20 protein-coding genes and 1 tRNA gene are annotated in these 25,731 nt (G+C 61.7%); 8 read left to right on the top strand and 13 right to left on the bottom strand.

Going from position 1 to position 25,731, the window contains the following annotated elements:
• A partial coding sequence (locus tag AAHB08_RS10700) for a helix-turn-helix transcriptional regulator (protein WP_342058908.1) occupies nucleotides 1–687 on the top strand: 687 nt, incomplete at its 5' end.
• 1 nt (nucleotide 688) lies between these two features.
• A complete protein-coding gene (locus AAHB08_RS10695; protein ID WP_342058907.1) occupies nucleotides 689–1,195 on the top strand; it encodes a lipocalin family protein in 507 nt (168 codons plus the stop codon).
• A gap of 61 nt (nucleotides 1,196–1,256) precedes the next feature.
• On the opposite strand, the gene AAHB08_RS10690 is transcribed toward AAHB08_RS10695, so the two are convergent.
• Nucleotides 1,257–3,146, bottom strand: coding sequence for a methyl-accepting chemotaxis protein (locus AAHB08_RS10690; protein ID WP_265435035.1), 1,890 nt, complete (start codon nucleotides 3,144–3,146; stop codon nucleotides 1,257–1,259).
• Nucleotides 3,147–3,363: 217 nt separating this feature from the next.
• Between AAHB08_RS10690 and AAHB08_RS10685 the strand changes: the two genes are divergently transcribed.
• Complete coding sequence (locus AAHB08_RS10685) at nucleotides 3,364–3,888, top strand: class IV adenylate cyclase (RefSeq protein ID WP_265435036.1); 525 nt, start codon at nucleotides 3,364–3,366, stop codon at nucleotides 3,886–3,888.
• Nucleotides 3,889–3,938: 50 nt separating this feature from the next.
• On the opposite strand, the gene AAHB08_RS10680 is transcribed toward AAHB08_RS10685, so the two are convergent.
• Together AAHB08_RS10680 and AAHB08_RS10675 are read right to left on the bottom strand one after the other, a co-directional pair.
• Nucleotides 3,939–5,309 (bottom strand): phosphatidylserine decarboxylase family protein, encoded by a 1,371-nt coding sequence (locus tag AAHB08_RS10680; protein WP_342058906.1) that lies wholly within the window; start codon nucleotides 5,307–5,309, stop codon nucleotides 3,939–3,941.
• A 311-nt stretch (nucleotides 5,310–5,620) separates the two neighbouring features.
• Nucleotides 5,621–5,697: transfer RNA gene (locus AAHB08_RS10675), tRNA-Trp, on the bottom strand.
• Between the two features lie 202 nt (nucleotides 5,698–5,899).
• On the opposite strand from AAHB08_RS10675, the gene AAHB08_RS10670 reads away from it, so the two are divergent.
• From AAHB08_RS10670 to AAHB08_RS10655, 4 genes are all read left to right on the top strand, one after another.
• Complete coding sequence (locus AAHB08_RS10670; RefSeq protein WP_342058905.1) at nucleotides 5,900–6,484, top strand: hypothetical protein; 585 nt, start codon at nucleotides 5,900–5,902, stop codon at nucleotides 6,482–6,484.
• A 232-nt stretch (nucleotides 6,485–6,716) separates the two neighbouring features.
• Nucleotides 6,717–7,637, top strand: a complete 921-nt coding sequence (gene pyrB / locus AAHB08_RS10665; protein ID WP_005324450.1) for an aspartate carbamoyltransferase — start codon at nucleotides 6,717–6,719, stop codon at nucleotides 7,635–7,637.
• A 17-nt stretch (nucleotides 7,638–7,654) separates the two neighbouring features.
• Nucleotides 7,655–8,119, top strand: coding sequence for an aspartate carbamoyltransferase regulatory subunit (pyrI, locus tag AAHB08_RS10660; protein ID WP_005324452.1), 465 nt, complete (start codon nucleotides 7,655–7,657; stop codon nucleotides 8,117–8,119).
• 218 nt (nucleotides 8,120–8,337) lie between these two features.
• Nucleotides 8,338–8,829: an arginine repressor gene (locus AAHB08_RS10655; protein ID WP_025328663.1), complete on the top strand. Its 492-nt coding sequence runs from the start codon at nucleotides 8,338–8,340 to the stop codon at nucleotides 8,827–8,829.
• Nucleotides 8,830–8,941: 112 nt separating this feature from the next.
• On the opposite strand, the gene AAHB08_RS10650 is transcribed toward AAHB08_RS10655, so the two are convergent.
• From AAHB08_RS10650 to arcA, 4 genes are all read right to left on the bottom strand, one after another.
• On the bottom strand, nucleotides 8,942–10,348 hold the full coding sequence (locus AAHB08_RS10650) for a YfcC family protein (RefSeq protein ID WP_139437958.1): 1,407 nt from the start codon (nucleotides 10,346–10,348) through the stop codon (nucleotides 8,942–8,944).
• Between the two features lie 122 nt (nucleotides 10,349–10,470).
• On the bottom strand, nucleotides 10,471–11,475 hold the full coding sequence (gene argF / locus AAHB08_RS10645) for an ornithine carbamoyltransferase (RefSeq protein WP_202047623.1): 1,005 nt from the start codon (nucleotides 11,473–11,475) through the stop codon (nucleotides 10,471–10,473).
• Nucleotides 11,476–11,545: 70 nt separating this feature from the next.
• The gene (gene arcC, locus AAHB08_RS10640) at nucleotides 11,546–12,472 is read right to left on the bottom strand and encodes a carbamate kinase (protein ID WP_043128648.1); all 927 of its coding nucleotides are present in this window, start codon (nucleotides 12,470–12,472) and stop codon (nucleotides 11,546–11,548) included.
• Nucleotides 12,473–12,534: 62 nt separating this feature from the next.
• Nucleotides 12,535–13,755: an arginine deiminase gene (gene arcA, locus AAHB08_RS10635; protein WP_025328667.1), complete on the bottom strand. Its 1,221-nt coding sequence runs from the start codon at nucleotides 13,753–13,755 to the stop codon at nucleotides 12,535–12,537.
• 747 nt (nucleotides 13,756–14,502) lie between these two features.
• Between arcA and AAHB08_RS10630 the strand changes: the two genes are divergently transcribed.
• The gene (locus tag AAHB08_RS10630; protein WP_139437965.1) at nucleotides 14,503–14,679 is read left to right on the top strand and encodes a hypothetical protein; all 177 of its coding nucleotides are present in this window, start codon (nucleotides 14,503–14,505) and stop codon (nucleotides 14,677–14,679) included.
• An 802-nt stretch (nucleotides 14,680–15,481) separates the two neighbouring features.
• On the opposite strand, the gene AAHB08_RS10625 is transcribed toward AAHB08_RS10630, so the two are convergent.
• The 6 genes from AAHB08_RS10625 to AAHB08_RS10600 form a co-directional block, all read right to left on the bottom strand.
• The gene (locus AAHB08_RS10625; protein ID WP_342058904.1) at nucleotides 15,482–17,215 is read right to left on the bottom strand and encodes a methyl-accepting chemotaxis protein; all 1,734 of its coding nucleotides are present in this window, start codon (nucleotides 17,213–17,215) and stop codon (nucleotides 15,482–15,484) included.
• 56 nt (nucleotides 17,216–17,271) lie between these two features.
• Complete coding sequence (gene mglC / locus AAHB08_RS10620; protein WP_041206572.1) at nucleotides 17,272–18,282, bottom strand: galactose/methyl galactoside ABC transporter permease MglC; 1,011 nt, start codon at nucleotides 18,280–18,282, stop codon at nucleotides 17,272–17,274.
• Nucleotides 18,283–18,298: 16 nt separating this feature from the next.
• The gene (gene mglA, locus AAHB08_RS10615) at nucleotides 18,299–19,819 is read right to left on the bottom strand and encodes a galactose/methyl galactoside ABC transporter ATP-binding protein MglA (protein ID WP_342058903.1); all 1,521 of its coding nucleotides are present in this window, start codon (nucleotides 19,817–19,819) and stop codon (nucleotides 18,299–18,301) included.
• 53 nt (nucleotides 19,820–19,872) lie between these two features.
• On the bottom strand, nucleotides 19,873–20,859 hold the full coding sequence (gene mglB, locus AAHB08_RS10610; protein WP_025328672.1) for a galactose/glucose ABC transporter substrate-binding protein MglB: 987 nt from the start codon (nucleotides 20,857–20,859) through the stop codon (nucleotides 19,873–19,875).
• A gap of 221 nt (nucleotides 20,860–21,080) precedes the next feature.
• Entirely contained in the window at nucleotides 21,081–24,122 is a 3,042-nt protein-coding gene (locus AAHB08_RS10605) for a beta-galactosidase (protein WP_342058902.1), read from the bottom strand.
• A 584-nt stretch (nucleotides 24,123–24,706) separates the two neighbouring features.
• The gene (locus AAHB08_RS10600; RefSeq protein WP_319917404.1) at nucleotides 24,707–25,711 is read right to left on the bottom strand and encodes a substrate-binding domain-containing protein; all 1,005 of its coding nucleotides are present in this window, start codon (nucleotides 25,709–25,711) and stop codon (nucleotides 24,707–24,709) included.
• Nucleotides 25,712–25,731: the final 20 nt, after the last annotated feature.

Here is a 25,731-nt window from a genome sequence, read left to right as displayed (position 1 = left end):
GAAGCGGGAGAGCTGGACGGCCGGGAGCGGCGCGCCCTGTTGCGCCGCGCCCTGGCCCCCCCGGCCGTGATGGACGGCGCCGTGGCGGGGGGGCGCGGGCGGCGGGGCTGGTGCGTGGCGGGCCCGGCCCCCCCCCGTGGGGGCGGGCGGGCGCCCCGGGGCGTGGTCTCGGTGCCCCTCTCCGAGACCATGCTCTGCGCGGTGGAGCGCCTCATCGACGTGATGGACAAGCCGCTGCACGCCCGGGTGCTGGGGCCCCAGATAGTGCGCGAGATCCTGTTCCACGCCCTGCACGAGGGGGGAGCCCCTGCCCTGCTGGCCATGGCCAGCCGTCACAGCCAGGTGAGCCAGATCGCCCGGGTGCTGCGTATCATGGAGCAGCGCTTTACCGAGAACCTGACGGTGGAGGAGCTGGCCCGGGAGGCGAACATGAGCGTCTCGGCCTTCCACCACCACTTCAAGGCAGCCACCGCCACCTCGCCCCTGCAGTACATCAAGACCCTGCGCCTGCACCGGGCGCGGCTGATGATGCTGCACGACGGCCTCAAGGCCGGGGTGGCGGCGGACAAGGTAGGCTACGAGAGCGGCTCCCAGTTCAGCCGCGAATACAAACGCTTCTTCGGCAACACCCCGAGCGAACACGCGGCACGCTTCCGCTTGGGACAACTGCGTATCGTGGAGGGATGACATGCGCACACTGATCCTGCTCGCCCTGACCCTGCTGGCCACCGCCTGCACCGGCATTCCACCGGGGCACCAGGTGGTCAAGCCCTTCCAGCTCGACCGCTATCTCGGCACCTGGTACGAGGTGGCCCGCCTCGATCACGGCTTCGAGCGCGGCCTGAGCCGGGTCACCGCCAACTACAGCCTGCGGGATGACGGCGGTGTCAGGGTGATCAACCGGGGGCAGGATGAAGAGGGGGAGTGGCGCGAGGCCGAGGGGAGCGCCTACTTCGTGGGCAACAGCGATGAGGGGCGCCTCAAGGTGAGCTTCTTCGGCCCCTTCTACGGCAGCTACAACGTGCTGGCGACGGACTATGACCTCTCCCTGGTGAGCAGCTACAACCTCCAGTACCTCTGGATCCTCTCCCGCACGCCCCATCCGCCCAAGGAGAAGGTAGAGGCCCTGGTCGAGCGGGCCAGGGGGCTCGGCTTTGCCACCGACCAGCTTATCTGGGTCAGCCAGATCCCCTGAGCCGGCAACACAAAAGGGCAGCCCGCGGGCTGCCCTTTCTCTTGGCTGAATGGCGGAAGGATCAGAGTCGGAAGCGGCCTATCTCCTGCTCCAGCCGCTCGGTCAGGGACTTGAGCTCGGCGGCCTGGGCGGCCTCCTCCTTCGCCTGCGCCGCCAGCGTCTGGGAGACGTGGCGGATGTTCTCGGTGTTGCGGCTGATCTCGCCGGTCACCGAGGTCTGCTCCTCGGCGGCCGCCGCTATCTGGGTCGCCATGTCGCTGATGGCACCTATGGCCTCGTTGATCCGCGCCAGGCTCTGGTTGGCGGCCTCCGCATCCTCCACGCTGGTGCCCGCCAGCTGACGGCTGGTCTCCATGCCCCCCACGGCGCGGCGGGTGGTCTGTTGCAGGGCCTCGATCATCTGCTGGATCTCGGCGGTGGAGTCGTGGGTACGGCGCGACAACACCCGCACCTCGTCCGCCACCACGGCGAAGCCACGGCCCTGCTCACCGGCCCGGGCCGCCTCGATGGCGGCGTTGAGCGCCAGCAGGTTGGTCTGCTCGGCAATGCCGCTGATGGTAGCCAGGATGCCGCTGATCTTCTGGGCATGGCCATCCAGCTCGTGAATGGTCTGGCTGGCGTCGGCCACCTCCCCCGCCAGGCCGCTGATGCTGCGCTGGCTCTGGCCGACCTGGGACTGGCCGGCCACGGCCAGTCTGACCGCATCGCCGGAGGTGGTGGCGGCGAACTCGGCATTGCCGGCGATCTCCTGGGTGGCGGAGGCCATCTCGGTCACCGCGGTGGCCACCATGACGATCTCGTCCTGCTGCTCGCGCACCCGCTGGCTGCGCGCCTCTGCCCCCGCCGCCTGGGTCCGCGACTGGGCAGCCAGTTCGATGGTGACGTCCCGCAACCGGCTGACGATGCCGTGCAGCCGGGCCACGAACAGGTTGAAGTTCTGGGCCAGCAGCCCCACCTCATCCTTGCTGTGGGCCGCGATCTGCACGGTGAGATCCCCCTCGCCGTGGGCGATGTCGGCCAGCGCCTTTGACACCCGGCCGAGATCGGCAAAGAGGTAGTTGAACATGGCGATGAGCAGGGCGCTGAACACCAGCAGCAGCACCAGGGTCAGCCCCACCAGCTGCCACAGCAGGCTGGCAAAGGGCGCCTCCAGCACATCCTTGTACATCACCATGGCGAGCAGCCAGTCGGTGCCTGGCACCCCCTGCACCGACAGCAGCACCTCACGCCCCGCTATGGTGGCGACGTGCAGCTCGCCGTCCCGGCTCCAGCCCTCCAGGGTCGCCCCGGTGAGACCGGGGGCCAGCTCGGCCACCTGTTTCAGGGCCAGCTCCTTCTGCGGGTGGCCGACGATGAGGCCGGAGCTGTCCAGCAGCATGGCGTAGCCCTCCCCCTGCACCTTCATGGCCAGCACCTCGTCGATCAGGGCATCCAGGGAGAGATCCGCCCCCGCCACCCCGATCACCTGACCCTGATGACTCACCGGCTCCGCCAGGGTCACCACCATCTGCTGCATGGTCACGCTGACGTAGGGAGGCGTGACGATCAGCTTGCCCGCCTTGCTGGCGCTCTGATACCAGGGGCGCACCCTGGGGTCATAGTTGGCGGTGTTGAGGGAGGGATCGTGGCGGGTCATGGCCCCCTGCGCCGAACCGAAATAGGTGAGGCCGAAGCCGCCGGAGGTGCGGGTCTGCAGCAGGTGCGGCACCAGGGTCGCCTGGGGATTGTCGGCAATGACGGCGGCCAGGGCATCCACCGCGTGCTTGCGATCCGCCATCCAGTTGCCGATGGCCACCGAGTGGGCGTGACCATAGTTGACCGCCTCGCTCTGGATGGCGTCAAGGGTCCGTGTTTTGAGGGTATGGAAGGCGACGATACCGAGCAGGGCAGCCATCAGCAGCACTACCCCCAGGCTGGTCGCGAGCAGCTTGCCGCGCAACGAGAGTGTCATGACTACAAATCCTTGTGGTGACAGGAGGCCAGGAACACCCCCATCTTGGTAGAGACTATCGGCGCCACCAGGGTCTTACTTTAGTGAATCTGTTCGATTTCTCCTTTGTCGGCGACAGACTGTGCTGCGGTTCACGAAACTGGTGGCATGCCTGGCCGCCGGCATGTGCTATCTGTGATAGGTTGGGCACTGTAGTTCCCAAGGAGCCCCTCATACCATGCCCCGAAATATCGAGATCAAAGCCCAGATCACACGGATCGACGCCCTCCTCCCCAAGGCGGCCGCCATCGCCGATCGGGGCCCCATCGAGATTGCGCAGGATGATACTTTCTTTCGCTGCGAGTCAGGCCGACTCAAGCTGCGCACCCTCTCCCACAGTAGCGGTGAGCTCATCTTCTACCGCCGAGCCGATCGGCAGGGGCCCAAGGAGAGCTTCTATCAGGTCACTCCAACGAGCGAGCCGGACAGCCTGCGAGAGACCCTCAGCCTGGCCTGTGGCCAGATAGGTCGGGTGCAGAAGACACGCACCCTGTTTCTGGTCGGCAGAACCCGGATCCATCTCGATCGGGTCGAGGGGCTAGGCCACTTTCTCGAGCTGGAGGTAGTGCTGGAAGATGAGGAACCGCTCGAAGCGGGGATACAGGAGGCCCATGAGATCATGGCGCGTCTCGGGGTGGCGCCATCCCAGTTGATCGAAGGCGCCTATCTTGACCTGCTGGCCCAACAACAGAGCGCGCGGTGAAGCGAAGAGGCAGCCCTTGGGCGGCCTCTTCGCTATGCCTGGCGCGCTCTCTACTTCACCCTGGCAATGGCGGTGTTGACCCTCAGGTTGGTGGCCTCCAGGCTCGGGGTCTGGCCATGGAAGTCGAACGCCAGCTCGACCCCGGGGCGAAACACCAGGCAGTGGGTGGAGCCGCCGAAGTGGAACATGCCAAGCTGATCTCCCTTCTTCACCCTGTCCCCCTCCTTCACCGTGATGTCGCAGCTCGACACCTCTGCCATCCCCACCGGCACCACGCACATCAGGCCTATCCTGGGGTTGTCGGCCTCGATGAAGATCAGCGCCCGGGTCGCCACCGAGGTGAGGAAGGGCTGGGAGTTGTTGGGAGCGCTGGGATCGGCGCCGTCGGCGTCGAGGAAGCCCTCATACTGGTTCTCCAGGTAGTAGGTGCCATTGACCACGCGCACCTTGCGGATGGTGCCGCTCACCGGGCTGTGCCAGCGGTGATAGCTCAGGGCGCTGAGGAAGGCCTGATAGACGGTGCCGCCGTCGAACAGCGGCGCCGTGTCATCGAAGTCGAGCATGTTGTCGAGGGAATAGGGCTGACCCTTTAGCCAGAAGCGATCGCTGCGGCTCACCCCGCTCTTCACCTGCAGCGGGGCCGACTCGCAGGCGCTGACGATGACGCTGTCGTCCTCCGGCGCCGACACCGGCCGCACGCCGGGACGGAAGGTGCGGGTGAAGAAGTCATCCCAGCAGCCGAAGCCATAGTGGGGGTCCGCAGGATTGCACTGGAAGATTTGCTCGAAGCTGGCGGGCGTGGGGTTGGCGCCCTCCCCCAGGGCGGAGCGGGCCACCTGCACCATCTCGGCCTGAGCCAGCTGGCCGAGCCAGGGTACTATCAGAGTCTCCCGATCCAGCCGGCTGACCGGCTCGGTCAGCACATAGCGGGAGGCCGGGCTTTGCAGAAACTGCGCCCAGTAGCCGAGGATCTTCTTGAATTGCTGGTTGATCAAGGTGTTGGCAAAGAACAGATAGCCGGAGCGGGTCGCCATGGGCCAGTCGAGCAGGGCGTTGATGGGGAAGCCGATGAGCCCGGAGGGGGACTGGCTCGGGATATCCTGATAGGCCTCGGGCGCCGTGGTCATGATGCCGTTGAGCAGGATCAGGAAGTCGTCGAAGCTCTTCAGCTCGATCTGCCCGAGTGGCGTCAGGTGCTCATGACGCCAGGCCTCCTTGAACATGGCATCGGCCTGGGCGTGCAGCAGGGGATCCGACCTGACCAGATCCTGCAGCTGGGCGATGGGGGCCACCAGCGGCCGCGGTTGCTGCGCCACATACAGCTGGAGCCGCTTGATCCAGCGTGTGATGTGGGCCTGATCCTGTGGCACCCAGCCACCGGGGCGGGACTTGTTCAGTCGGGTTTCAACGGCCTTGTTCATGACTCATCTCCTCGCATTGTCTTCACGCCCAGAATCCACGGCTTGAGCATCCATGCTGACGAACCGCCACGTGCCCCTCAGGCAGCGCGCGGCGCAGCTCATGTGGTGTAGCACAGGGACGCGGACGGCACGACTGCCAGAAACGACAGGGCAGAAGGCGGCAATAGCGACTAGCGAAGAGCAACTGGGCCAAGCCCTTGAAAGGCAGGGGAAGCCAAGGTGTCAGGAGGAGAAGTGGAGCGGGGTCGCCGCAGAAAACGGGAAAGGCAGAAATGCGAAAGGCCAGCTCAATGAGCTGGCCTTTCTGAAAATGGCAGGGGCGGCAGGACTCGAACCCGCAACCATCGGTTTTGGAGACCGCTGTTCTACCAATTGGAACTACGCCCCTGCAACAAACGAGGCGAATTATACAAAGCCGGGATCAAAGGTAAAGGCTTTTTTTCTCACTTTCGATGCGATCGAACAATTCACGAGCAAATCGCGGCAATTCCCGCAACCAGCCGGGGTAACTTGCTGTATTTGCAGTCCCGCCGGGGTAGGAATGGGGCATAAATGGGGGTAGGGTGAAACCAGCTACAGGGAGGTCGTTCATGCTCAATTACCGCCTGCTTCAACAACTTGCGCCCCTCAACTTCCGGGATGAGCGCAAAACCGAGTCCCTGCCAGACTATCTCGAGCGGGTCTCTCCCCTGGTGCCCTTCATTCCCCAAAATGTGCTGACCCAATGGATTTACCGCCATTGGCGCGGTTTTGAGTCCAACTGGAGCTTTATCGACCTCGCCCGCCACCACTTCGAGTGCGAAGCCTGGGACACGGCCCAGGTCGTGAGCCAGATAGGCTCCCGCCACATGGAGGTGATCGAGCGCTGGGGGGAGATGCTGCGCAGCAACCGCTATGTGCGCCGCTCCTGGCTCGGCGAGGACATGCTGAGCCGGGGCACCTGGTCCGAGCCCATCATAGTGCTCGCCCCCGAGCCCGGTGCCTGCTACCCAGATGGCCAACCCCTGCCGCAGCCATATTGCCTGCTGGAGGGGCACCACAGGCTCGGTTATCTGCGCAGCATGGCCGAAGACGGCCTGCCGCTGCAGCCCGAGCACCAGGTCTGGATTTGTCGACCCGTTCGCGACACTCAAACGTTTTTACCGACAAATCCTGCCTCTGAAATAAATTTTTGACAATTCAAAAACCAGCCATATAATCTGTCCGGTTTTGAAAAAGGTCGGGACAGGACGATGCCGTTTTTGATGAAAAAAGCAGCCTTGCAAACGGGTGGAGCGCACCAGAGCGGCCCCGTTGTTTCCGGTTTCCGACCCACAGATCCCCAGTTGTTTTTAAAAAGAGCCCCTGTTTCAGGGGCTTTTTTTTGTGCCAGAAAAACCTTCATTGATGTCAAAGGGAATGCAGACGATGACCAATCCACTCTATAACAAACACGTCATCTCCATCTCGGACCTGACCCGGTCCGACATGGAACTGGTGGTCGCCACCGCACAGCGGTTGAAGGCCGAACCCGACACCCGCCTGCTGAAAGACAAGCTGGTCGCCAGCTGCTTCTTCGAGGCCTCCACCCGCACCCGTCTCTCCTTCGAGACCGCGGTACAGCGCCTCGGCGGCAACATCATCGGCTTCGCCGACGGCGGCAACACCAGCGCCAAGAAGGGCGAGACCCTGGCCGACTCCATCAAGATCATCGGCTCCTATGCCGATGCCGTGGTGATGCGCCACCCCAAGGAGGGCGCCGCCCGTCTGGCCTCCGAGTTCTCCCGGGTGCCTGTCATCAACGGCGGTGACGGCTCCAACCAGCATCCGACCCAGACCCTGCTCGATCTCTTCTCCATCCACGAGACCCAAGGCAAGCTGGACGGCCTCAACGTGGCCTTCGTCGGTGACCTGAAATACGGCCGCACCGTCCACTCCCTGGCCCAGGCCCTGAGCCTGTTCAACTGCCGCTTCTTCTTCATCTCCCCGGAAGCCCTGGCGATGCCGGACTACCTCTGTGAAGAGCTGGAGGAGAAGGGCATTCAGTTCAGCGTCCACGAGACCATGGAAGAGGTGATGCCGGAGCTCGACATCCTCTACATGACCCGGGTCCAGAAAGAGCGCTTCGACGAGACAGAGTACAAGCACATGGCCGCCAAGTTCGTGCTGGAGCTGGCGACCCTGGAAGGGGCCAAGCCCACCATGAAGATCCTGCATCCCCTGCCCCGGGTCGACGAGATCGAGGTCGCCGTCGACAAGACCCCCCACGCCTACTACTTCCAGCAGGCGGAAAACGGGGTCTATGCACGCCAGGCGCTGCTGGCACTGGTACTGAACGAAACCGTCTAAGGGAAAAGGGGAACATCATGTCCGAGAAGAACCAACTGCAAGTCGAAGCCATCCGTCACGGCTCCGTCATCGACCACGTCCCCGCCGGCCAGGGCATCAAGATCCTCAAGCTGTTCCAGCTGATCGAGACCCAGGAGCGGATCACCGTCGGCTTCAACCTGAAATCCGGCGCCCTGGGAAAGAAGGATCTCATCAAGATAGAAAACACCCGGCTGACCGAGCAGCAGGCCAACCAGCTGGCGCTGTTTGCCCCGACCGCGACCGTCAACATCATCGAAGACTTCGCCGTGGTGAAGAAGCACCAGCTGAAGCTGCCGGAGTTCATCGCCGGGGTGTTCCACTGCCCCAACTCCAACTGCATCTCCCACAACGAGCCGGTGGACAGCTACTTCCGGGTGCGCGAAGTGAAGGGCGCGGTGCGCATGAAGTGCAAATACTGCGAGAAATCCTTCACCCAGGACATCGTCAGCGAACGCTACTGATTTTCCGCCTGAAATTGATATCCATGTGGGCCCTACCGGGCCCATTTTTGACCCCTGTCACATCACTTATTCCCTCTTTGGTTATAATTTGCCATCTCGCAACGGCTAGACATCGCTCATCACCTACCGAAATGCTCGTCATCAGTGTTTTTCGCTATGAAAAACAGGCGTGACAGACTGAGCGCCATAGCCATCTGTCATCGTCAAAGGAAGTCGCCATGGTCAAGACCCTCAGTCGTCCCCCGGAACAGGAGTCCGACCTGGCCCAGCTCGATGCCTGCCGCCAGATCATCGGCCAGCACTGCTACAGCACCCAGGAAGAGATCCGCCGCGAGCTGGCGGAGCGCGGCTTCGCCGACATCAGCCAGTCCACCATCTCCCGCCTGCTGCGCCGCCTCGGCGTCGCCAAGGCCCAGAATGCCAACGGCAAGAAGGTCTACACGCTAGTTGACGAGCAATTGGAACCCGCAGGCAGCACCCGCTCCGTGCACGACATGGTGCGCGCCGTGGTGCACAACCAGCAGATGGTGCTGGTGCACACCACCCCGGGGGCCGCGACCGTGGTGGCCCGTTTGCTGGATCGCCACGCCGATCCCGAGATCCTGGGGGCCGTGGCCGGCAACGATGTGGTGCTGATAGCCCCGCGCCACATCAGCCGCACCCGCCAGGCCCATGCCGCCGTGGTGCGCACCCTGGAGCAGGCGCGCTAAGCCAAGCCCTCATGCAGCAAGGCGACCCCTGGGTCGCCTTTTTGTTGCCTGTCATCCTGACCATAAAAAAACGGGAGCCCGCAGGCTCCCGTTGCATCTTGCTTGTCATCCCTCAGGAGAGCACGGCTCCCAGGCTCAGGCAGACTACGATCAGCACGGTCAGGATACCGAGCAGGGGCGCCACCCACTTCAGCCAGCGCACATAGGGCACCTTGGCGATGGCCAGGCCTCCCATGACCACGGCGGAGGTCGGGGTCACCAGGTTCACCAGACCGGAGGCGGACTGGTAAGCGGTCACCACCAACTCGCGACCCACGTTGGCGAAGTCGGCAAGGGGCGCCATGATCGGCATGGTCAGCACCGCCAGACCGGAGGAGGACGGCACCAGGAAGGAGAGCACCACCTCCAGCACGAACATCACGTTGATGAACACCACTGTGGAGAGGCCGGTCACTATGCCTTCCGCACTGTTCAAGATGGTGTGGGTGATCATGCCGTTGTCCATCACCACTACGATACCGCGGGCGATACCTATGATGAGGGCCACGCCGAGCAGGTCACGGGCACCGTCGATGAAGTTGGAGGTCAGCTCCTCCTCGCTCATGCGGGAGATGAGGCCGACTATGATGGCGGCGGCCAGGAAGACGCCGGAGATCTGCGCCATCCACCAGCCGAGCACGGCCACCCCGTAGATCATCACGGCGAAGGCGGCGACGAAGATACCCAGTACTATCTTGCGAGTCAGAGTGAACTCCAGCATCTGATCGCTCTTGTTGCCGAGGAAGTGGGCACGGTTCTCCTCCCACTTGTCGGCCACCAGGGACTTGCTGGGGTCGTTGCGCACCATCTTGGCGTAACGCATCACGTAGGCCACGCACAGCAGCCAGCCGGCCACCAGCATGGCGACCCGCAGCCAGATGCCATCGGTGAAGGAGATGCCGGCCGCGTTGGCGGCAATCACGGTGGCGAACGGGTTGATGGTGGAGCCGAGCGTCCCTATACCGGCGCCGAGCAGCACGGTCGCGGCGGCGACCACAGGGTCGAAGCGGGCGGCCATCATCACCGGCACCAGCAGGGTGTAGAAGGGCAGCGACTCTTCCGCCATGCCGTAGATGGTGCCCCCTGCGGCGAACAACGCCATCAGGATGGGGATCATCCACTCCTCGCGGCCACGCAGACGGTCGGTGACGCGCTCGATACCGGCATCGATGGCACCTGTCTTGGTCACTATGCCAAGGAAGCCGCCGATGATCAGGATGAAGAGGGAGACGTCGATGGCGCCTGCCTCATAGGTGTCGTGGTTGTAGAGGCCGTCGATGGGTGCCAGCAGCACGTCGACGATTCCCTGGGGATTGGCATCCACCAGCTTGTAGGTGCCTGCCACCGGCACTTCCTTGCCGAGGGCTTCATTCATTACCATGTCGTATTTGCCGGCCGGCACTATCCAGCTCAGGGCGGCCACCAGGGCGATCAGCACAAACAATATGGTGTAGGCTGACGGGAACTTGAATTTGGTCATGGTCCAGCTTCCTTCTGTGGGTGTGGTATCCATGTATCTGCGGGTCGTAGGGTTAGAGGTATTATGCCGCCGTCACATGGTCGAAAAGCCGGGGGTCACCCCCCGGCACCACTACTGCGACTTCAGTCGCCCAGCGTAGCAACCATCACTGCCTTGATGGTGTGCATCCGGTTTTCGGCCTCGTCGAAGACTATGCTGTGCTCGGATTCGAACACGTCCTCGGTCACTTCCAGACCCTTCATGCCATATTTATCGGCCACTTCCTTGCCCATGGTGGTCTCGTCGTTGTGGAACGCCGGCAGGCAGTGCATGAACTTCACATCCGGGTTCTTGGTGGCGTTGATGACGTCCATGTTGACCTGATAGGGGGTCATCAGCTTGACCCGTTGGTCCCAGGCTTCCTTCGCTTCACCCATGGAGACCCAGACGTCGGTATAGAGGAAGTCGGCACCCAGCACGCCCTCCTTCACGTCTTCGGTCAGGTGAATGCGCGCACCTGTCTCTTCGGCGATCTGGCGGCACTTGGCAACCAGCTCCTCTTCCGGCCAGAAGGCCTTGGGGGCAACCAGGCGGATGTCCATGCCCATCTTGGCGGCACCGACCATCAGGGAGTTGCCCATGTTGTTGCGGGCGTCGCCCAGGTAGGCGAACTTGATCTGATCCAGGCGCTTGCCCTTGCCGTGCTCCAGCATGGTCATGAAGTCGGCCAGGATCTGGGTCGGGTGGAATTCGTTGGTCAGACCGTTCCAGACCGGCACGCCGGCATGGGCGCCCAGCTCTTCGACGATCTCCTGACCGAAGCCACGGTATTCGATGCCGTCATACATGCGACCCAGCACACGGGCGGTGTCCTTCATGGACTCCTTGTGACCAATCTGGGAACCGCTTGGGCCTAGGTAGGAGACCTGGGCGCCCTGGTCGAAGGCCGCCACTTCAAAGGCGCAGCGGGTGCGGGTGGAGGTCTTCTCGAAGATCAGGGCAATGTTCTTGCCGGTGAGGTGCTTGCGCTCGTAGCCACCGTATTTGGCTTTTTTCAGGTCGATGGCCAGATCGATCATGTATTGGATTTCGCGCGGGGTGAAGTCCAGCAGTTTCAGGAAGTTACGGTTACGCAGATTAAAAGCCATGATGAGTTCTCTCTATATTTGTGTCAGACCAATTCGGGCAGTGTTGTTAACTACGCAGTGATTCAACGACTCAAGCATTCACGGTATGGGTGGCGACTATATTGGTGCCGGCTTCCCCCTTGAGGATGGCGAGGCCATCTTCCAGGGAACCTATGCCGACCATGCCGCCGGTTGCCTTGACGAATTCGCAGGACGCTTCGACCTTGGGCCCCATGGAGCCTGCGTCGAACTTGACCCCAGCCAGCTCGGCCGGGCTGGTGACCCGCAGCGGGTGCTGGGTCGGCTTGCCCCAATCCAGGTAGACGGCATCGGCATCGGTCAGGATCAGCAGGGCATCGGCCTTGATCTGCTTGGCCAGGTAGGCGGCAGACATGTCCTTGTCGATGACGGCTTCGATGCCGGTCAGGCAGTGGCCATCCCAGGTCACCGGAATGCCGCCACCACCGGTACAGATGATGAGGTGGCCCTGGGCGATCAGGGTTTCGATGGCGTCGCCTTCGACGATGCGCTGGGGCAGCGGGGACGGCACCACACGGCGGAAGAACTTACCGTCTGCCTTGACGCTCCACTGCTTCTCGGCAGCCAGAGCGCGGGCTTCGGCTTCCTCATAGACGGGGCCGATGAACTTGGTCGGATTGGCAAACGCCGGATCCTTGGGATCGACCTGCACCTGGGTCAGCAGCGCGGTGACGTTGCGGCTCGGCATCAGGTTCTTGAGCTCCTGGATCAGCATGTAGCCGATCATGCCCTGGGACTCGGCGCCCAGCACATCCAGGGGATAGGGGGAGACCTTGGTGTAGGCGCTGTTCTGCAGGGCCAGCAGGCCGACTTGCGGGCCGTTGCCGTGCACCAGCACCACGTTGTAATCCTCGGCGATCCGGGCGATGGTCTTGGCGGCGGTCGCTATGTTCTTGCGCTGGATGTCAGCTTCGAGGGGCTCGCCACGACGGAGCAGGGCATTGCCACCCAGGGCGACGACGACAGTTGGTTTTTTCATGAGTGTTACTCTCGAGTCTTGGTGTGTGTGGCGCCAGCCTCTGCCAGCGCCACGCCGTCTTGTCAGATGCCGTCACGTTCCATCGGGCAGCTCATGCAGCGGGCGCCGCCGCGGCCACGTCCCAGCTCTTCACCCGGGATGGGCAGCACTGTGATGCCGGCCTTGTCGTACTTCTCGTTGGTGTAGGTGTTGCGCTCGTAACCCACCACCACGCCGGGGCGTACTGTCAGCACGTTGTTGGCGTCATTCCACTGCTCGCGCTCGGCCTCGAAGCTGTCACCGCCTGTGGTGATGAGCTTGAGCTGATCCACGCCCAGCGCCTTCTCAATGGCGGTGACGAAGTAGCCCTCTTCCTTGATGTTCATGCCGGTGGCGCCGCCCGGGGTCAGGCTCCAGCAGTTCACGTCCTTGCGGATGACCTCCGGATAGACGGAGAAGGTGTCTATGTCCATGTGGGTCATGACGGTGTCCAGGTGCATGCAGCTGCGGTGTTTCGGCAGTTGCATGGCGATGACCTGCTTGGCCTGACCGTGCTTGAACAGGCCGCGGGCCAGGTGCTCCACCCCTTGCGGTGTGGTGCGCTCGGACATGCCGATCAGCACGGCGCCACGGCCGATGACCAGAACGTCGCCCCCTTCGATGGTGGAGTTGTCGTAGTCGCGATCCTCGTCACCGAAGTACTTGATGAAGTCCTGACCGGCAAACTGCGGGTGCCAGCGGTAGATGGCCTTCACATGGTTGGTCTCGCGGCGACGGGCGGCCTTGGCCATGGGGTTGATGGAGACGCCGCCATAGACCCAGCAGGAGGTGTCACGGGTGAAGAGGTGGTTGGGCAGCGGCTCTATGATGAAGTCGGTCGGGGCGTGCATGCCGACCACCATGTTGACGCCGCTGTAGGGCATCTCTGAGTAGGTCAGGCCACCGGAGAGGATGCGGGCCAGCTCGCGGTGCGGCATGTCCGCCAGGAAGCAGCGCACGTCATTGGCCAGGGCGGTGCCGAGGCGATAATCGGAGACCTGATGTTGCAGCAGCCAGGCTTTGGCTTCCGGCACATCCAGGGTTTCGGCCAGCAGGTTGGTCAGCAGGAAGACTTCGACATTCTGATCGCGCAGTACCTGAGCGAATTTGTCGTGCTCCTGACCGGCACGTTCAACGGACAGGACATCGTCGAACAGCAGATCCTGGCAGTTGGAAGGGGTCAGACGCTTCAGACTGAGGTTGGGGCGGTGCAGCATGACGCGGCGCAATTGGCCAACTTCAGAACCTACATAAAATTTGCTCATGATTATATTCCGTCTAGCAGTGGTCCCTGCGAGTGATTGAATAGATTCCTTCTATTCTGGCTCGTGGCTAAGGCGGGATATTCTTTATGTAGGGTATTCAGCTTGTGTTCTATCCTGCCCTTGCCTTTCGTGACAGAGGTTAGGACTAGCAATCACTGCAAACTTAGACATTGATCACATTCACTCGAGACTGAATAAAATCAGGAGTTAATTTATGATGGAGTTTACATAAATGACATTTACCCATTAATGCTGACCGCATTTTTACGCAATAAAGACCGTTTTTATTTCGCCAAGATAGCGTTTTCATTCATGCAAGATATCTACAAATGGATATTAGATATTAAAAATAATCAATAAAATCAAATTCATGGCTTTATATTATTTTTTGTTTGAATTTTATGCGTTCATCCATGCATTTATCCTCATAAATACTCCCTCCCCTCGTCACATAAATAGTCATCTGCATCCCTTCGTCTGAATAATCCATCTCTTGTCCCAGATCATGGCATCGGCGCCAACCCGCACGGACAGCCCTCCGTGCTGTGGTACTCATCGCATCTCCTTTATATGGATATGCATTCTGAGCGCATCCTGGCGATGCTTTTCTCACCAGTGCCATTGCATCCGGGTTTTAAAGTTTTTTCATTAGTTGAATTTATTGCGCCGCCTTGCGCCGCTCCCTGGTTCGCCTTAACTCAGAAAGTGATCAAGATCACGCTATTTTCTATCACCAAGGAGATAACCATGAAGATCAAGTCGCTGTTTCTGCTGGTCGCCCTGGTTCTGCCCATGACACCGGCCCTGGTTCAGGCCCAGGGCGCCCCCGCCATGCCGCTGGTGGTGTGCCATGTTGACCAGGCCCCCCAGATGCTGATCCCCGCCTATCTGTGCCAATGGTATGGCGGTCAGCAGCACCACTGATACTGCCCCCAGGGGGAGGATCCCTCCTCCTGGCTTGTCAACGTCCCACTCCGGCATACCCCTCCCCCTATAGCCAGATCCTGTTAGCCGCTTCCGGCCAGCAACCCCATGCAACCCTCCATGTTCCCCCTCAACCCGACCTGACACAGGCGCCTCCGACCTGGATGCTGTCGGCCCTGGCTCGCCTATCCGCGATCGACTCTGACCCTGGTGACTTTTCTGAACCTCAGTTAAACGGAGTGTGAGACATTCGCCATGGCAGATGTAAGCAAAGCGCCTCAAAAATTCTCGCCATAGTCGGAAGATAGGAGCAAAAAAACCGCACTCAAAAAGCACAAGATATTGATCTTAAAAGAAATAATATCATTATCATTTCTCGAGAAACGAGTTTGGGAAAAACGTTTTTCAACATGCCGTTGTCGTCCCCCGGGAAATCCTTATAGTTACTCCTGCACGGACGCAATGAAGTCGGTCAGGAAGACTGGCTGCCAGGGTTGGGCAAATGGACTCACCACAGGATGTGGTAAAGGACACCTCCCAGGACGGAGAAAGTGCGACGGGAACGGATGACTCGTCAGGCCATGATGGCTAAAGGACACCCCAAAGGATTGGGAAGGGGAAACCTAAAGGAAGAGGTATAGTCAGGGATTGCAGGGAGCAACTTCGTTCAAGGATATGAGCGATAAGACTATCGGGGGCGACGCAAGTCGCCCCCATCTTTTTTGCGCGTTTTTCACGCTTTCCCGGTGCGCTGTCACCCTGACCACGGCGGCCAGGGTGCCCACCACCAGTCCAACCGACCTTATTCCAGCCGGAAGTGCCCCACTATCTCCCGCAGCCTGTCATAGGTGTGCTGCATCGAGGTCGAACTCTCCACCGTCCGCTCGCCATTGCCCTTGAGCTGGGTGATCACCTCGGCGATGGCGCTCATGTTGCGGTTGATCTCTTCGGCGACCGCACTCTGCTGCTCCGCCGCCGTGGCGATATGGCTGATGAGATCGTTGATCTCCACCACTTCCCCCGCCATCAGATCCAGCGACGCATTCACCTTGCTGGTGTTCTCTGCCGCATCCTGACAGCTCTGCCGGGTGTTGCCCATGGCCGCCACCACTGTCTGGGTGCCCCGCTGCAACCGGGTCAGCATGGTCTGGATCTCGGCCGTGCTCTTCTGGGTACGCCCCGCCAGGGAGCGTACCTCGTCGGCCACCACCGCAAACCCGCGCCCCTGCTCACCGGCCCGGGCTGCCTCGATGGCAGCGTTGAGGGCCAGCAGGTTGGTCTGCTCGGCGATGCCACCGATGACCCCCAGGATGGAACCTATCTGCTGCACATCCTGCTGCATGGCGGCGATGGAGTGGGCCGTGGTCTCCACCTCGGTCACCAGGGCGGTCACGCTGGCCATGGCCTGATCCACCACCCGGCGCGACTGGCTCGCGAGCTGCTGGCTCTGGCCGGTGAGCTGGGCCGTGCTGGCGGCACTCTCCGATACCGAGACCGCGGTGCGGCTCATCTCGTTGATGGCGGTGACCACCTGCTCGGTTTCCCGCACATGATCCGCCAGCAGCCCCTGGGCGGAGCCCGTCTGACTGGCCAGCCCCTCGATGCCGCTGTTGAGCTGGCCGCTGGCTTCCCGTACTTCTCCCATCATCTCCTGCAGCCGCTCGATGAAGCGGTTGATGCCCGCCGAGATCTGGCCGAGATCATCCGTGCTGGTCACCGTCAGCCGGCGGGTCAGATCGCCGCTGCCGCGAGAGAGCTCCAGCACCAGATCCCGCAGGGAGAGGATGGGCCTATAGGCCACATTGAGCGCCAGCATCGCCAGCACCATCACCACTATCGCCACGCCGAACAGCGCCATGATGATCTGGCCGTTGAGGGACCGGGTCATGGACCGGATGTAATCGAGGTCCACGTAACCGGTCAGGGTCCACTGACTGCCACGGATATCCAGCTGGTTGGGGCGAGACTCGCTCTCTCCCTGTGGCTTGCTGCTGTAGAGCACCTGGCCCTGACTGTCGCTCAGGGAGAAGTAGCGCCCCTCCCCGCTCACCTTCTCCAGCAGCGCCTTGAACTCGCTCATGTCGAGGTAGTAGAGGTAGGCTGAATCGGCACCGCGCGGCACCAGGATGGAGATGACCGGCTTGCCGTCCAGCTGCTCCAGCGGGCTGACGGTGATCTGGTTGTTGGCGGCGGGGATCAGCTTGCGCAGAGTCTCGACCCTGGCCTTGTCGTCGATGACCCCGTTCACGTCGAATGCCATGTCGCCGATCAGCTTGACGATGTTGTGAAAGCCGGTCTCCTGCAGCGCCTTCTTGACACTGGTCACCCCGAGATTGAGGTTCGCCGCCAGCAGCACTTTCTGGTTGATGTCACCGGCCAGCTTCTCCTTGACCAGGGTGATCTGCTCGTTGATGTTCTGGGTGGCCTGGGTGCGGATGTAGCCGCTGATGAAGTGGTTGACGCTAAACCAGGCGGTACCAATGGTGACCAGGATGGCGAGCAGCAGCAGCACGTTGATCTTGACTTTGAATGCCATGGATTGGATCCCTCCAAAGAGAAAGGGCCGGGATAACCCGGCCCCTCTGCCAATGCTTACTTCTTCTTGGCGTACTTCATGGAGTCCAGGGCTACCGCCAGGATGATGATGCCGCCCTTGATGATGAACTGCCAGTAGGGACTGACACCTATGTAGGTCAAACCATAGTTGATCAGCGTGAAGATAAGCACGCCGGTGATCACACCCGCGACAGTTCCCACACCGCCGGCGAAGGAAACCCCGCCCACCACGCAGGCCGCGATGGCATCGAGTTCATACATGAAGCCGAGGTTGTTGGTGGCGCTGCCGATCCGGCCCGCTTCCAGCATGCCGCCGAAGGCGTAGAAGACGCCAGCCAGGGCATAGATGATCACCAGGTTGACCGCCACGTTGACGCCGGAGACCTTGGCCGCTTCCGGGTTGCCGCCGATGGCGAAGATGTTCTTGCCAAAACGGGTCTTGTTCCACAGCACCCAGACGAAGACGCTGGCGATGGCCGCATAGAAGGTGAGATACGAGAGCTTGAATCCCCCTATCCGGATAAAGCCCTGGGCGAAGCTGGAGAAGCGGGGGTCGAAGCCGGCCACCGGGGAGGCACCTACCGAGTCGAAGTAGAGGGAGTTGATGCCGTAGACGATGATCATGGTGCCCAGGGTAGTGATGAAGGGCGTCACGTTCAGGTAGGCCACGATCAGGCCGTTGACCAGACCGATCAGGGCCCCCACAGCACACACCAGCAGGATCACCGCCGGGATGGGCACTTCACCCAGACTGGGGAACACCTTGTTGACGTTGGTCAGGGCCTGCAACATGGTGGCCGCGATCAGCGCCGCCAGACCGACCTGACGACCGGCCGAGAGATCCGTCCCCTGGGTGATGATGATGCCCGCCACCCCCAGCGCTATGATGACCCGCACCGAGGACTGGGTCAGGATGTTGCTGAGGTTGGTGAGGCTCAGGAAGGATGGCTCCTGGATCACGATAACCATGAGCAGCACCAGTAGCACCAGGTAGATGGCGTTTTCCTTGAGCGCCTGCATCAGATTGAAATTTTTAGCCGACTCCATAAATGTCTTCCTGTCTCTAGAGGTACAGAGATGCCAGGCGCAGTATCTCGCTCTGGTCAGTTTCTTTGGTATTGACGATCCCGGCGACCCGGCCATTGCTCATCACCATGATGCGGTCGGTGATCCCCAGCAGTTCGGGCATTTCGGACGAGATGATGATGATCCCCTTGTCCTTCTTCGCCAGCTCCAGGATGAGCTGGTAGATCTCGAACTTGGCCCCGACGTCTATGCCGCGGGTCGGTTCATCCAGCATCAGGATCTCCGGCTGGGTCAGCAGCCAGCGGCCTATGATCACCTTCTGCTGGTTGCCCCCGGAGAGGGAGCCAATCTGTGTCTGCTGGGTCGGTGTCTTGACTCGCATGGAGTCGATGACCCACTGGGTATCGCTCTTCATCTTGTTGTCGCTGAGCAGCCCCATGGATCCCTTGTAGTTGTCCATGTTGGCGATCAGGGAGTTGAAGGCGATGTCGAGACGGGAGTAGATCCCGGTGGAGCGGCGCTCCTCGGTCACCAGGGCGAAGCCGTTCTGGATCGCCTCATGGGCGTTGCGATTGGCGACCTCCTTGCCGTGCAGCTTGATGATACCGTCGCTGTGATCGCGGATGCCGAACAGGGTCTCGACTATATCGGTGCGCTTGGCCCCCACCAGACCGGCGATACCGAGGATCTCCCCCTTGTGCAGGTTGAAGCTCACGTCCTTGATGGAAGGCTGATTCTTGGCCGTCAGGTGCTCGACTTCGAGGATCACCTCTTTGGGCTGGTTGGTTTTCTCCGGGAAGCGCTGGGTCAACTCGCGACCGACCATCATGCCGATGATCTGATCCATGGTCATGCCCTCGAGCGGCTGGGTCGCCACCCACTGGCCATCCCGCAATATGGTGATCTCGTCACAGAGCTGGAAGATCTCTTCCATCTTGTGGGAGATGTAGACGATGCCGCACCCCTTGTCCTTCAACTTGTTGATGATCTTGAAGAGGTGGTTGACCTCTTTTTCGGTCAGGGAGGAGGTGGGTTCGTCCATGATGACGATCTTGGCGTCATAGGAGAATGCCTTGGCGATCTCGATCATCTGCATCTGGGAGACGGAGAGGGTGCCGACCTTGACCCGCGGGTCTATGTCGATGTCCAGTTCGTCGAAGATGCGCTTGGTGTCGTCATACATCTTGCCGTGGTCGATGAACCACCCCTTGGTGGGGTAGCGACCGAGCCACATGTTGTCCATCACGGTGCGTTGCAGTACCAGGTTCAGCTCCTGGTGCACCATGGAAACGCCATTTTCCAGGGCTTCCTTGGAAGAGGTGAAGTTGATCTCCTCGCCCTTGAAGAAGATCTTGCCCTGATCCTTCTCGTAGATGCCGAACAGGCACTTGAGCAGCGTGGACTTCCCTGCGCCATTCTCGCCCATCAACGCATGCACAGAATGAGGACGGACCCGTAAATTGACATTATCGAGTGCCTTGACGCCAGGAAAGCTCTTACTGACGTCAATCATCTCCAACAGCCATTCTGATTGTTGCCGTGTTGTCATATCAGCCATCACATCTGGTTGAAAAAAGGGCAAGGGGATCTCCCTTGCCCTGAGGGGAGGAATTACTCGAATTGGGACAGGTTGTCTTTGTCTACGCCCACGTAGGCAACGCGCACGACCTTGTTGTCGATCTTCCAGTTGGTGCCTTCACCGGCCGGCTTGCCTTCAGCCAGGTTCTTGGTCAGCTCGAAGGTGGCCTTGGCCTGGTTGGCCGCATCGTTCAGCACTGTACCCGCCATGGCACCGCTCTTGACCATGGCCAGGGCTTCCGGCAGAGCATCGACGCCGAACACCGGGATGGCAGTCTTGCCCTGGGCTTTCAGGGATTCAACAGCGCCCATTGCCATGCCGTCGTTGTTGGCGATGACCACTTCGATCTTGTTGGCGTTGGGGCCGGAGATCCAAGCGTCCATCTTGTCTTTCGCCATGGCGGTATCCCACATACCAGTATCCATGTGCAGCTGTTCTGTCTTGACGCCGCCGTCATTCAGGGTCTTGACGACGTAGGTGGTGCGGGCTTCCGCATCCGGGTGGCCCGGTTCGCCCTTCAGCAGCACGAACTGGATGACGCCATCCTTGTTCAAATCCCACTCGGGGTGTGCCTTCCAGTGCTTGGCGATCAGCTGGCCCTGGATGATGCCTGACTCCTTGGAGTCGGTACCCACGTAGTAGGCCTTGTCATAGCTGGCCAGATCGGCCGCGCTCGGTTCCTTGTTGTAGAACACCACGGGGATCTCGTCCGCACGGGCCTTCTCGATCACGACAGGGGCCGCCGCCGGGTCAACCAGGTTGATGGCCAGCGCCTTCACGCCCTTGGCCAGCAGCACGTCGATCTGGTCGTTCTGCTTGGACTGGTCGTTCTGGGAGTCATTCATCAGCAGCTCCACGCCGGGATTGGCTGCCGCTTCCTTCTCGATGGCCTTGCGCACCACGGCCATGAAGTTGTCGTCATACTTGTAGACGGTGACACCGATACGGGTATCGGCCTGGGCTTGGGCTCCCGCCATCAGTCCCATCAGCAAGGTGGCAACTGTCGTGAGTTTTTTCATTGTTATGCTCCGATCTCTAATATCTGTTTTTGTAGGGAATGCTGTACACCATTTGAACTGGCGCCAGCCTAATGTAATCAGTTTGTTGTATGGCGGTCTGTGATCATGGCAACAAAATGAAAACGTTTACACTCTGTTACATAGAAGCAATATTGTTAAAAATTAAATAGTTATGTAAGTTAAGGCCTCTTTCGAAGCCTCACCATGCAAGACTAGTCCATCTAGCGAAAAATGCAGTTCCAGCTGTAACTTCCAGGCGGCAACCAGAATTCGGGCCGCACGCTCTGGCTCCAGGAGTCATCGCCCCCTACACCCATGTGGAAGCCATCCAGACAGAGGTGCACTCCCCCCCGGGCCACCAGATCGGTCTGATGTCGGGCCTGGGCAAGCTGCTGCTGGTTGTAGCGGCTGACGCTGAAGTGAAACTGGCCCTCGACGGCAATCTCGCCAAGCTGCAGTTCACGGGTATCGCAGCGCAGTCCGTTGTCGGTCGGGAACACATAGGGGGTGTGCAGGGCCGCGAGCGGCAACTGCCAGCGATGGAGGTCGGCGGCAAGCAGCCTGTCCGGGTAGTTCTCGTGGGGACCGCGCCCCAGCCAGCTCACTTCGTCTACCTCGTCGGCCAGCCAGAGCCTGGCGCCGATCCGGGGCAACGACGGCATGTCGGCGGCAACCTCCACCTCGATGCGCAGCGCCATGGCGCCGTCGGCATCAAAGCTGTGATGCCAGCGGGTCAGCAGCCGCAGCGACTCCCCGACGAAGTAACCGTGGGATACGACCAGCGTCCCCCCATCGGGGTTAGCCTCCAGGCCGAGGCAGCGGTGCTGCAGATCATTGAGCCCGGCCTCCTGCCAGCGGGCAATCCAGGCGTTGGGATCCGCGTGATCCGCCTCGCTGGTGCCGATGTCGTTGTCGAGCGGTGCCCGGTAGAAGTGATCGGCGATGGCCTCACGCAGCCGCTCACGGCCCCGTTTCTGCCAGCTGCTGATGCGGCCGCTGGCCTTGTCCAGCCGCCACTCGCTGCCCGCGGCACGCACCAGCCAGTGGTCCGGCTGCTCGCTCAATGGGGCGGGCGCCCGGGTCACCGGCATGGCCAGAGGGGTCGGCAGCATGCATTGCTGGCGAGCCACCTCGTGATCCGCCCCGGCCCAGGCCGTGGCGGTGGGCTGCACTATGGCCAGATCCAGCCAGGCCTGGGAGCCAGCGGCAAAGCCCGGCAGCCGCTCCAGCAGGGTCAGCGTCACGCTGCCTCTGGGCGCCAGCGCGAGCGGGCATTCCCCCTGGCTCAGCACCACACCGTCCTCCAGCAGCTGCCAGCGCAGCACTTCGTTGTCCGTGGGGCGGAACAGGTATTCGCTGGTGATCTCCACCGTCAGCGGCTTCTGGCTTTGCAGTGTCAGCACGAAGGGCTGCTGGGCCCGTTTCGCCTCGAACAGGGCGGGATGCGGCGTGCGATCCGGGAACAGCAGGCCGTTGCAGCAGAACTGGCGATCGTTGGGAGAATCGCCGAAGTCACCGCCATAGGCCCAGAAATGGCGGCCATCGTCGGTCTGCTTGTCGAGCCCCTGATCCACCCAATCCCACACGAAACCGCCCTGCAGGCGCGGATGATCGCGAAACGCCTGCCAGTAGTGGGCGTAGCCCCCCAGGCTGTTGCCCATGGCGTGGGCATATTCACAGAGGATCAGCGGCCGGGTCTCTTCCGGCAGGCCTATCCATTTGGCCAGCGCCCACTTGGGCACCGCCGGGAAGGGTTGATCCTGGTGGGTACGGGCATACATGGGGCAGATGATGTCGGTGGCCGGGGTATCGGCCCCGCCCCCTTCGTACTGGACCGGGCGACTCGGATCCGCCCGTTTGACCCACTGGTACATGGCGTCGTGGGCCGGGCCATAGCCGGACTCGTTGCCCAGCGACCAGATGATGATGCTGGGGTGGTTGAAGTCCCGCGCCACCATGCGGGTGACCCGCTCGAGGAAGGCGCTGCTCCAGGCGGGATCCTGCGCCAGCCGCCCCATGGGGGTCATGCCGTGGGTCTCAAGGTTCGCCTCGTCCACCACGTAGAGGCCGAGCCGGTCACACAACCGGTAGAACTCGGGATGGTTGGGGTAGTGGGAGCAGCGCACCGCGTTGAAGTTGTGCTGCTTCATCAGCCGCAGATCCTGCTCCATGGCGGCCGGGGTCACCACATGGCCCAGGGCGGGATCGTGTTCGTGGCGATTGGCGCCACGGATCAGCAGGGGCTGGCCGTTGACCCTCAGCAGGCCGCCACGGATCTCCACCGCCCGAAAGCCCACATCATAAGCCTCGCTCTCGATGGGCGCGCCCTGCTCATCCAGCAGGGTCAGGGTCAGTCGATAGAGGTGCGGCGTCTCGGCGTTCCACTTGTGCGGCGCCGCTACCTCCAGCCACAGTTCGGCCCTGTCTGTGTAGGCGCCCTTCTCGTCGATGGCACCAGAGCCCAGCGGCTGGCGCCGATCGGCGATCAGGGTCTCACCGAAATAGAGCCTGGCCTCCACCGCCAGCCCTGCGCCCTCATTGACCTGCAGCGCCACCTTGAGACGGGCATCCCGGTAACAGGCGTCCAGCACCGGGGTCAGCCGCACATCCAGCAGCCGGCGCTCGGGTTTGTGCAGCAGGCTGACGGAGCGGAAGATGCCGCTCATGCGCCACATGTCCTGATCCTCCAGATAGGAGCCATCGGACCAGCGCAGCACCAGCACGGCCAGCCGGTTCGGACCTGCCTGCAGGAAGTCGCCGAGATCGAATTCGGCGGGCAGCCTGCTGTCCTGGGAGTAACCGACCCAGCGGCCGTTGCAGAACAGATGGAAGGCGCTGTCCACCCCATCGAAAATGATGCGGGTCTGGCCGCTGGCCAGCCAGTCGACGGGCAGTTCAAACTCGCGGGAATAGCAGCCGGTGGGATTCTCGGCCGGCACCCGGGGCGGATCGCAGGGGAAGGGGTACTTGATGTTGGTATAGATGGGGCGATCAAACCCCTGCAGTTGCCAGTTTCCAGGCACCCTGATGGGAGTCGCACCGGGCAGATCCCCACTCAGCCACGCCTCTGGCACCAGCTCGGGGGCCTTGAAGAAGGAGAAACGCCAGTCGCCATCGAGCAGCATGCGGGACGGCGAAGGGAGCCCGGCACGGGCATCGGCCTCGCTGCGCCAGCTGAACAAGGGGGTATGGGCAGGCAGACGATTCACCGAGGTAATCGCCTGGGTCTGCCAGTCCTGACGGGCCACTATCTCCCTGAGCATTCTTCTCTCTCCCTGCATGAAACAGATAACGCATGCAGTGTAGGGGAGTTTTGCCCGGTGATCGGCGATCTCGCTCACACAGATGTAAACGATTACACTGATTTTGTTAAGTAAAACAGAGTAAAAATCAGATAAATGAAAGTAAAAGGTCACCCCGCCGAACAGGCAGGCTGAAACCGGGCGATCCGGACCGGGGAAGCGGGGAAAAAGAGAGATTCTGGCTTCGAACGGGGCGTTTCAGGGCCCATCATCAGAGCCGCGGCTTGCAGCGGCGCTTCTGCGTCCCACTCCACCGTCATGACGGCGGCAAGGAGGCGCAGCTCTAAGAACCTGACAGGCGCAGCCGAGTGGCGGTTGAGCAGAGAGTTGCTGGCACCATCAGGCGGCTGTTGAACAAAGACATGACCACGCAAAGGCGCCTCTGCGCCCGGCTCCAGCGCCATGACGGCGGCAGGGGACGCAACGCGCAGAGTCCGACGGGCTGTTGATTAGAGACTGGGGCGCTTAGCAGAGGCCTGAAGCCGGTAGACGCGCCTCTGCAGCCTTCACCCCACCGCCATGACGGCGGCGGGAAGATGAAGCGATCAGAGCCTGACGGGCGCGACCGAGTGGCGATTGATCAGGGTCGGGGTGTAGATCCGGCTCTGCACCGTCTCGCTCTCCCCGGCGGCGAGTTGCAACGCCAGCTTGGCGGCCTGGGCGGCCATGAGTTCGATGGGATAGCGCATGGTGGAGAGCTTGGGCCTCAGGTATCTGGCATAGATGATGTCATCGAAGCCCACCACAGAGACCTCTTCCGGCACCTTGAGGCCGTTGTCTGCCAGTACGGAGATGGCCCCTGCCGCCATGGCGTCGTTGTAGGCCACCACGGCCGTGATGGGCAGCCCCTTGGCCAGCAGGTTGAGCATGGCGCGCTCCCCCCCTTCCTCATTGGGCATGCCGCTCTCCACCAGCTCGGGATCGGCGCTCAGGTCCGCCTCGGCCAGGGCATCCTGATAGCCCTGATGGCGCAGCAGGGCATCCTCGATGGCGTGATCCGAACTGAGGAAGGCGATGTGGCGGTGCCCCAGCTCCAGCAGATGGCGGGTCGCGGTGGCGGCCCCCTGCCGGTTGTTGAGGGCGATGCAGCGCCCCCTCAGGCTCGGGATGTCGCGGTTGATCAGCACCATACCGGGGGCCCGCAGGGCGTAGTCGATGAGCTCCTCGTCGCTGAGCGCCTTGCTGTGCACCACCAGCGCCTCGCAGCGCTTGCCGATCAGCAGTTCGATCGCTTCCCGCTCCTGCTGGGCGCGGTGAAAACCATTACCCATCAGCAGGTGCAACCCCTGCTCCACCGCCACTGCGGCGACCCCCTTGACCAGGGCACCGAAGAAGGGATCCGCCACGTCACCGACCACCACACCCATGGTGTCGCAGGTCTGGCTGACCAGGGCCCGGGCGTTGGCGTTGGGGGTGTAGCCCAGCTCGGCCATGGCCTTCTGCACCACCTCGCGGGAGGCGGCACTGGCCTTGGGTGAGTTGTTCATCACCCGTGAAACCGTTGCCACCGATACATTGGCCAAACGGGCGACATCCTTGATGGTGCTCATGCTGTTTTCACTTATTTCAC

Origin of the sequence: Aeromonas sp. OTU364 (assembly GCF_038440395.1) — a bacterium.
GTDB lineage: Bacteria > Pseudomonadota > Gammaproteobacteria > Enterobacterales > Aeromonadaceae > Aeromonas.
Note: the sequence above shows the minus strand (reverse complement) of the source record. Positions and strands in the feature narration are given on the sequence as shown.

What these genes read in the sequence shown, in the direction of transcription:
- arcC (WP_043128648.1), bottom strand. Translation starts at nt 12,472, where the DNA reads ATGAAAAAACCAACTGTCGTCGTCGCCCTGGGTGGCAATGCCCTGCTC.
- argF (WP_202047623.1), bottom strand. Translation starts at nt 11,475, where the DNA reads ATGGCTTTTAATCTGCGTAACCGTAACTTCCTGAAACTGCTGGACTTC.
- pyrB (WP_005324450.1), top strand. Translation starts at nt 6,717, where the DNA reads ATGACCAATCCACTCTATAACAAACACGTCATCTCCATCTCGGACCTG.
- mglB (WP_025328672.1), bottom strand. Translation starts at nt 20,859, where the DNA reads ATGAAAAAACTCACGACAGTTGCCACCTTGCTGATGGGACTGATGGCG.
- AAHB08_RS10680 (WP_342058906.1), bottom strand. Translation starts at nt 5,309, where the DNA reads ATGAACAAGGCCGTTGAAACCCGACTGAACAAGTCCCGCCCCGGTGGC.
- AAHB08_RS10600 (WP_319917404.1), bottom strand. Translation starts at nt 25,711, where the DNA reads ATGAGCACCATCAAGGATGTCGCCCGTTTGGCCAATGTATCGGTGGCA.
- AAHB08_RS10670 (WP_342058905.1), top strand. Translation starts at nt 5,900, where the DNA reads ATGCTCAATTACCGCCTGCTTCAACAACTTGCGCCCCTCAACTTCCGG.
- AAHB08_RS10650 (WP_139437958.1), bottom strand. Translation starts at nt 10,348, where the DNA reads ATGACCAAATTCAAGTTCCCGTCAGCCTACACCATATTGTTTGTGCTG.
- AAHB08_RS10605 (WP_342058902.1), bottom strand. Translation starts at nt 24,122, where the DNA reads ATGCTCAGGGAGATAGTGGCCCGTCAGGACTGGCAGACCCAGGCGATT.
- arcA (WP_025328667.1), bottom strand. Translation starts at nt 13,755, where the DNA reads ATGAGCAAATTTTATGTAGGTTCTGAAGTTGGCCAATTGCGCCGCGTC.
- AAHB08_RS10625 (WP_342058904.1), bottom strand. Translation starts at nt 17,215, where the DNA reads ATGGCATTCAAAGTCAAGATCAACGTGCTGCTGCTGCTCGCCATCCTG.
- AAHB08_RS10655 (WP_025328663.1), top strand. Translation starts at nt 8,338, where the DNA reads ATGGTCAAGACCCTCAGTCGTCCCCCGGAACAGGAGTCCGACCTGGCC.
- mglC (WP_041206572.1), bottom strand. Translation starts at nt 18,282, where the DNA reads ATGGAGTCGGCTAAAAATTTCAATCTGATGCAGGCGCTCAAGGAAAAC.
- pyrI (WP_005324452.1), top strand. Translation starts at nt 7,655, where the DNA reads ATGTCCGAGAAGAACCAACTGCAAGTCGAAGCCATCCGTCACGGCTCC.
- mglA (WP_342058903.1), bottom strand. Translation starts at nt 19,819, where the DNA reads ATGGCTGATATGACAACACGGCAACAATCAGAATGGCTGTTGGAGATG.
- AAHB08_RS10690 (WP_265435035.1), bottom strand. Translation starts at nt 3,146, where the DNA reads ATGACACTCTCGTTGCGCGGCAAGCTGCTCGCGACCAGCCTGGGGGTA.
- AAHB08_RS10630 (WP_139437965.1), top strand. Translation starts at nt 14,503, where the DNA reads ATGAAGATCAAGTCGCTGTTTCTGCTGGTCGCCCTGGTTCTGCCCATG.
- AAHB08_RS10685 (WP_265435036.1), top strand. Translation starts at nt 3,364, where the DNA reads ATGCCCCGAAATATCGAGATCAAAGCCCAGATCACACGGATCGACGCC.
- AAHB08_RS10695 (WP_342058907.1), top strand. Translation starts at nt 689, where the DNA reads ATGCGCACACTGATCCTGCTCGCCCTGACCCTGCTGGCCACCGCCTGC.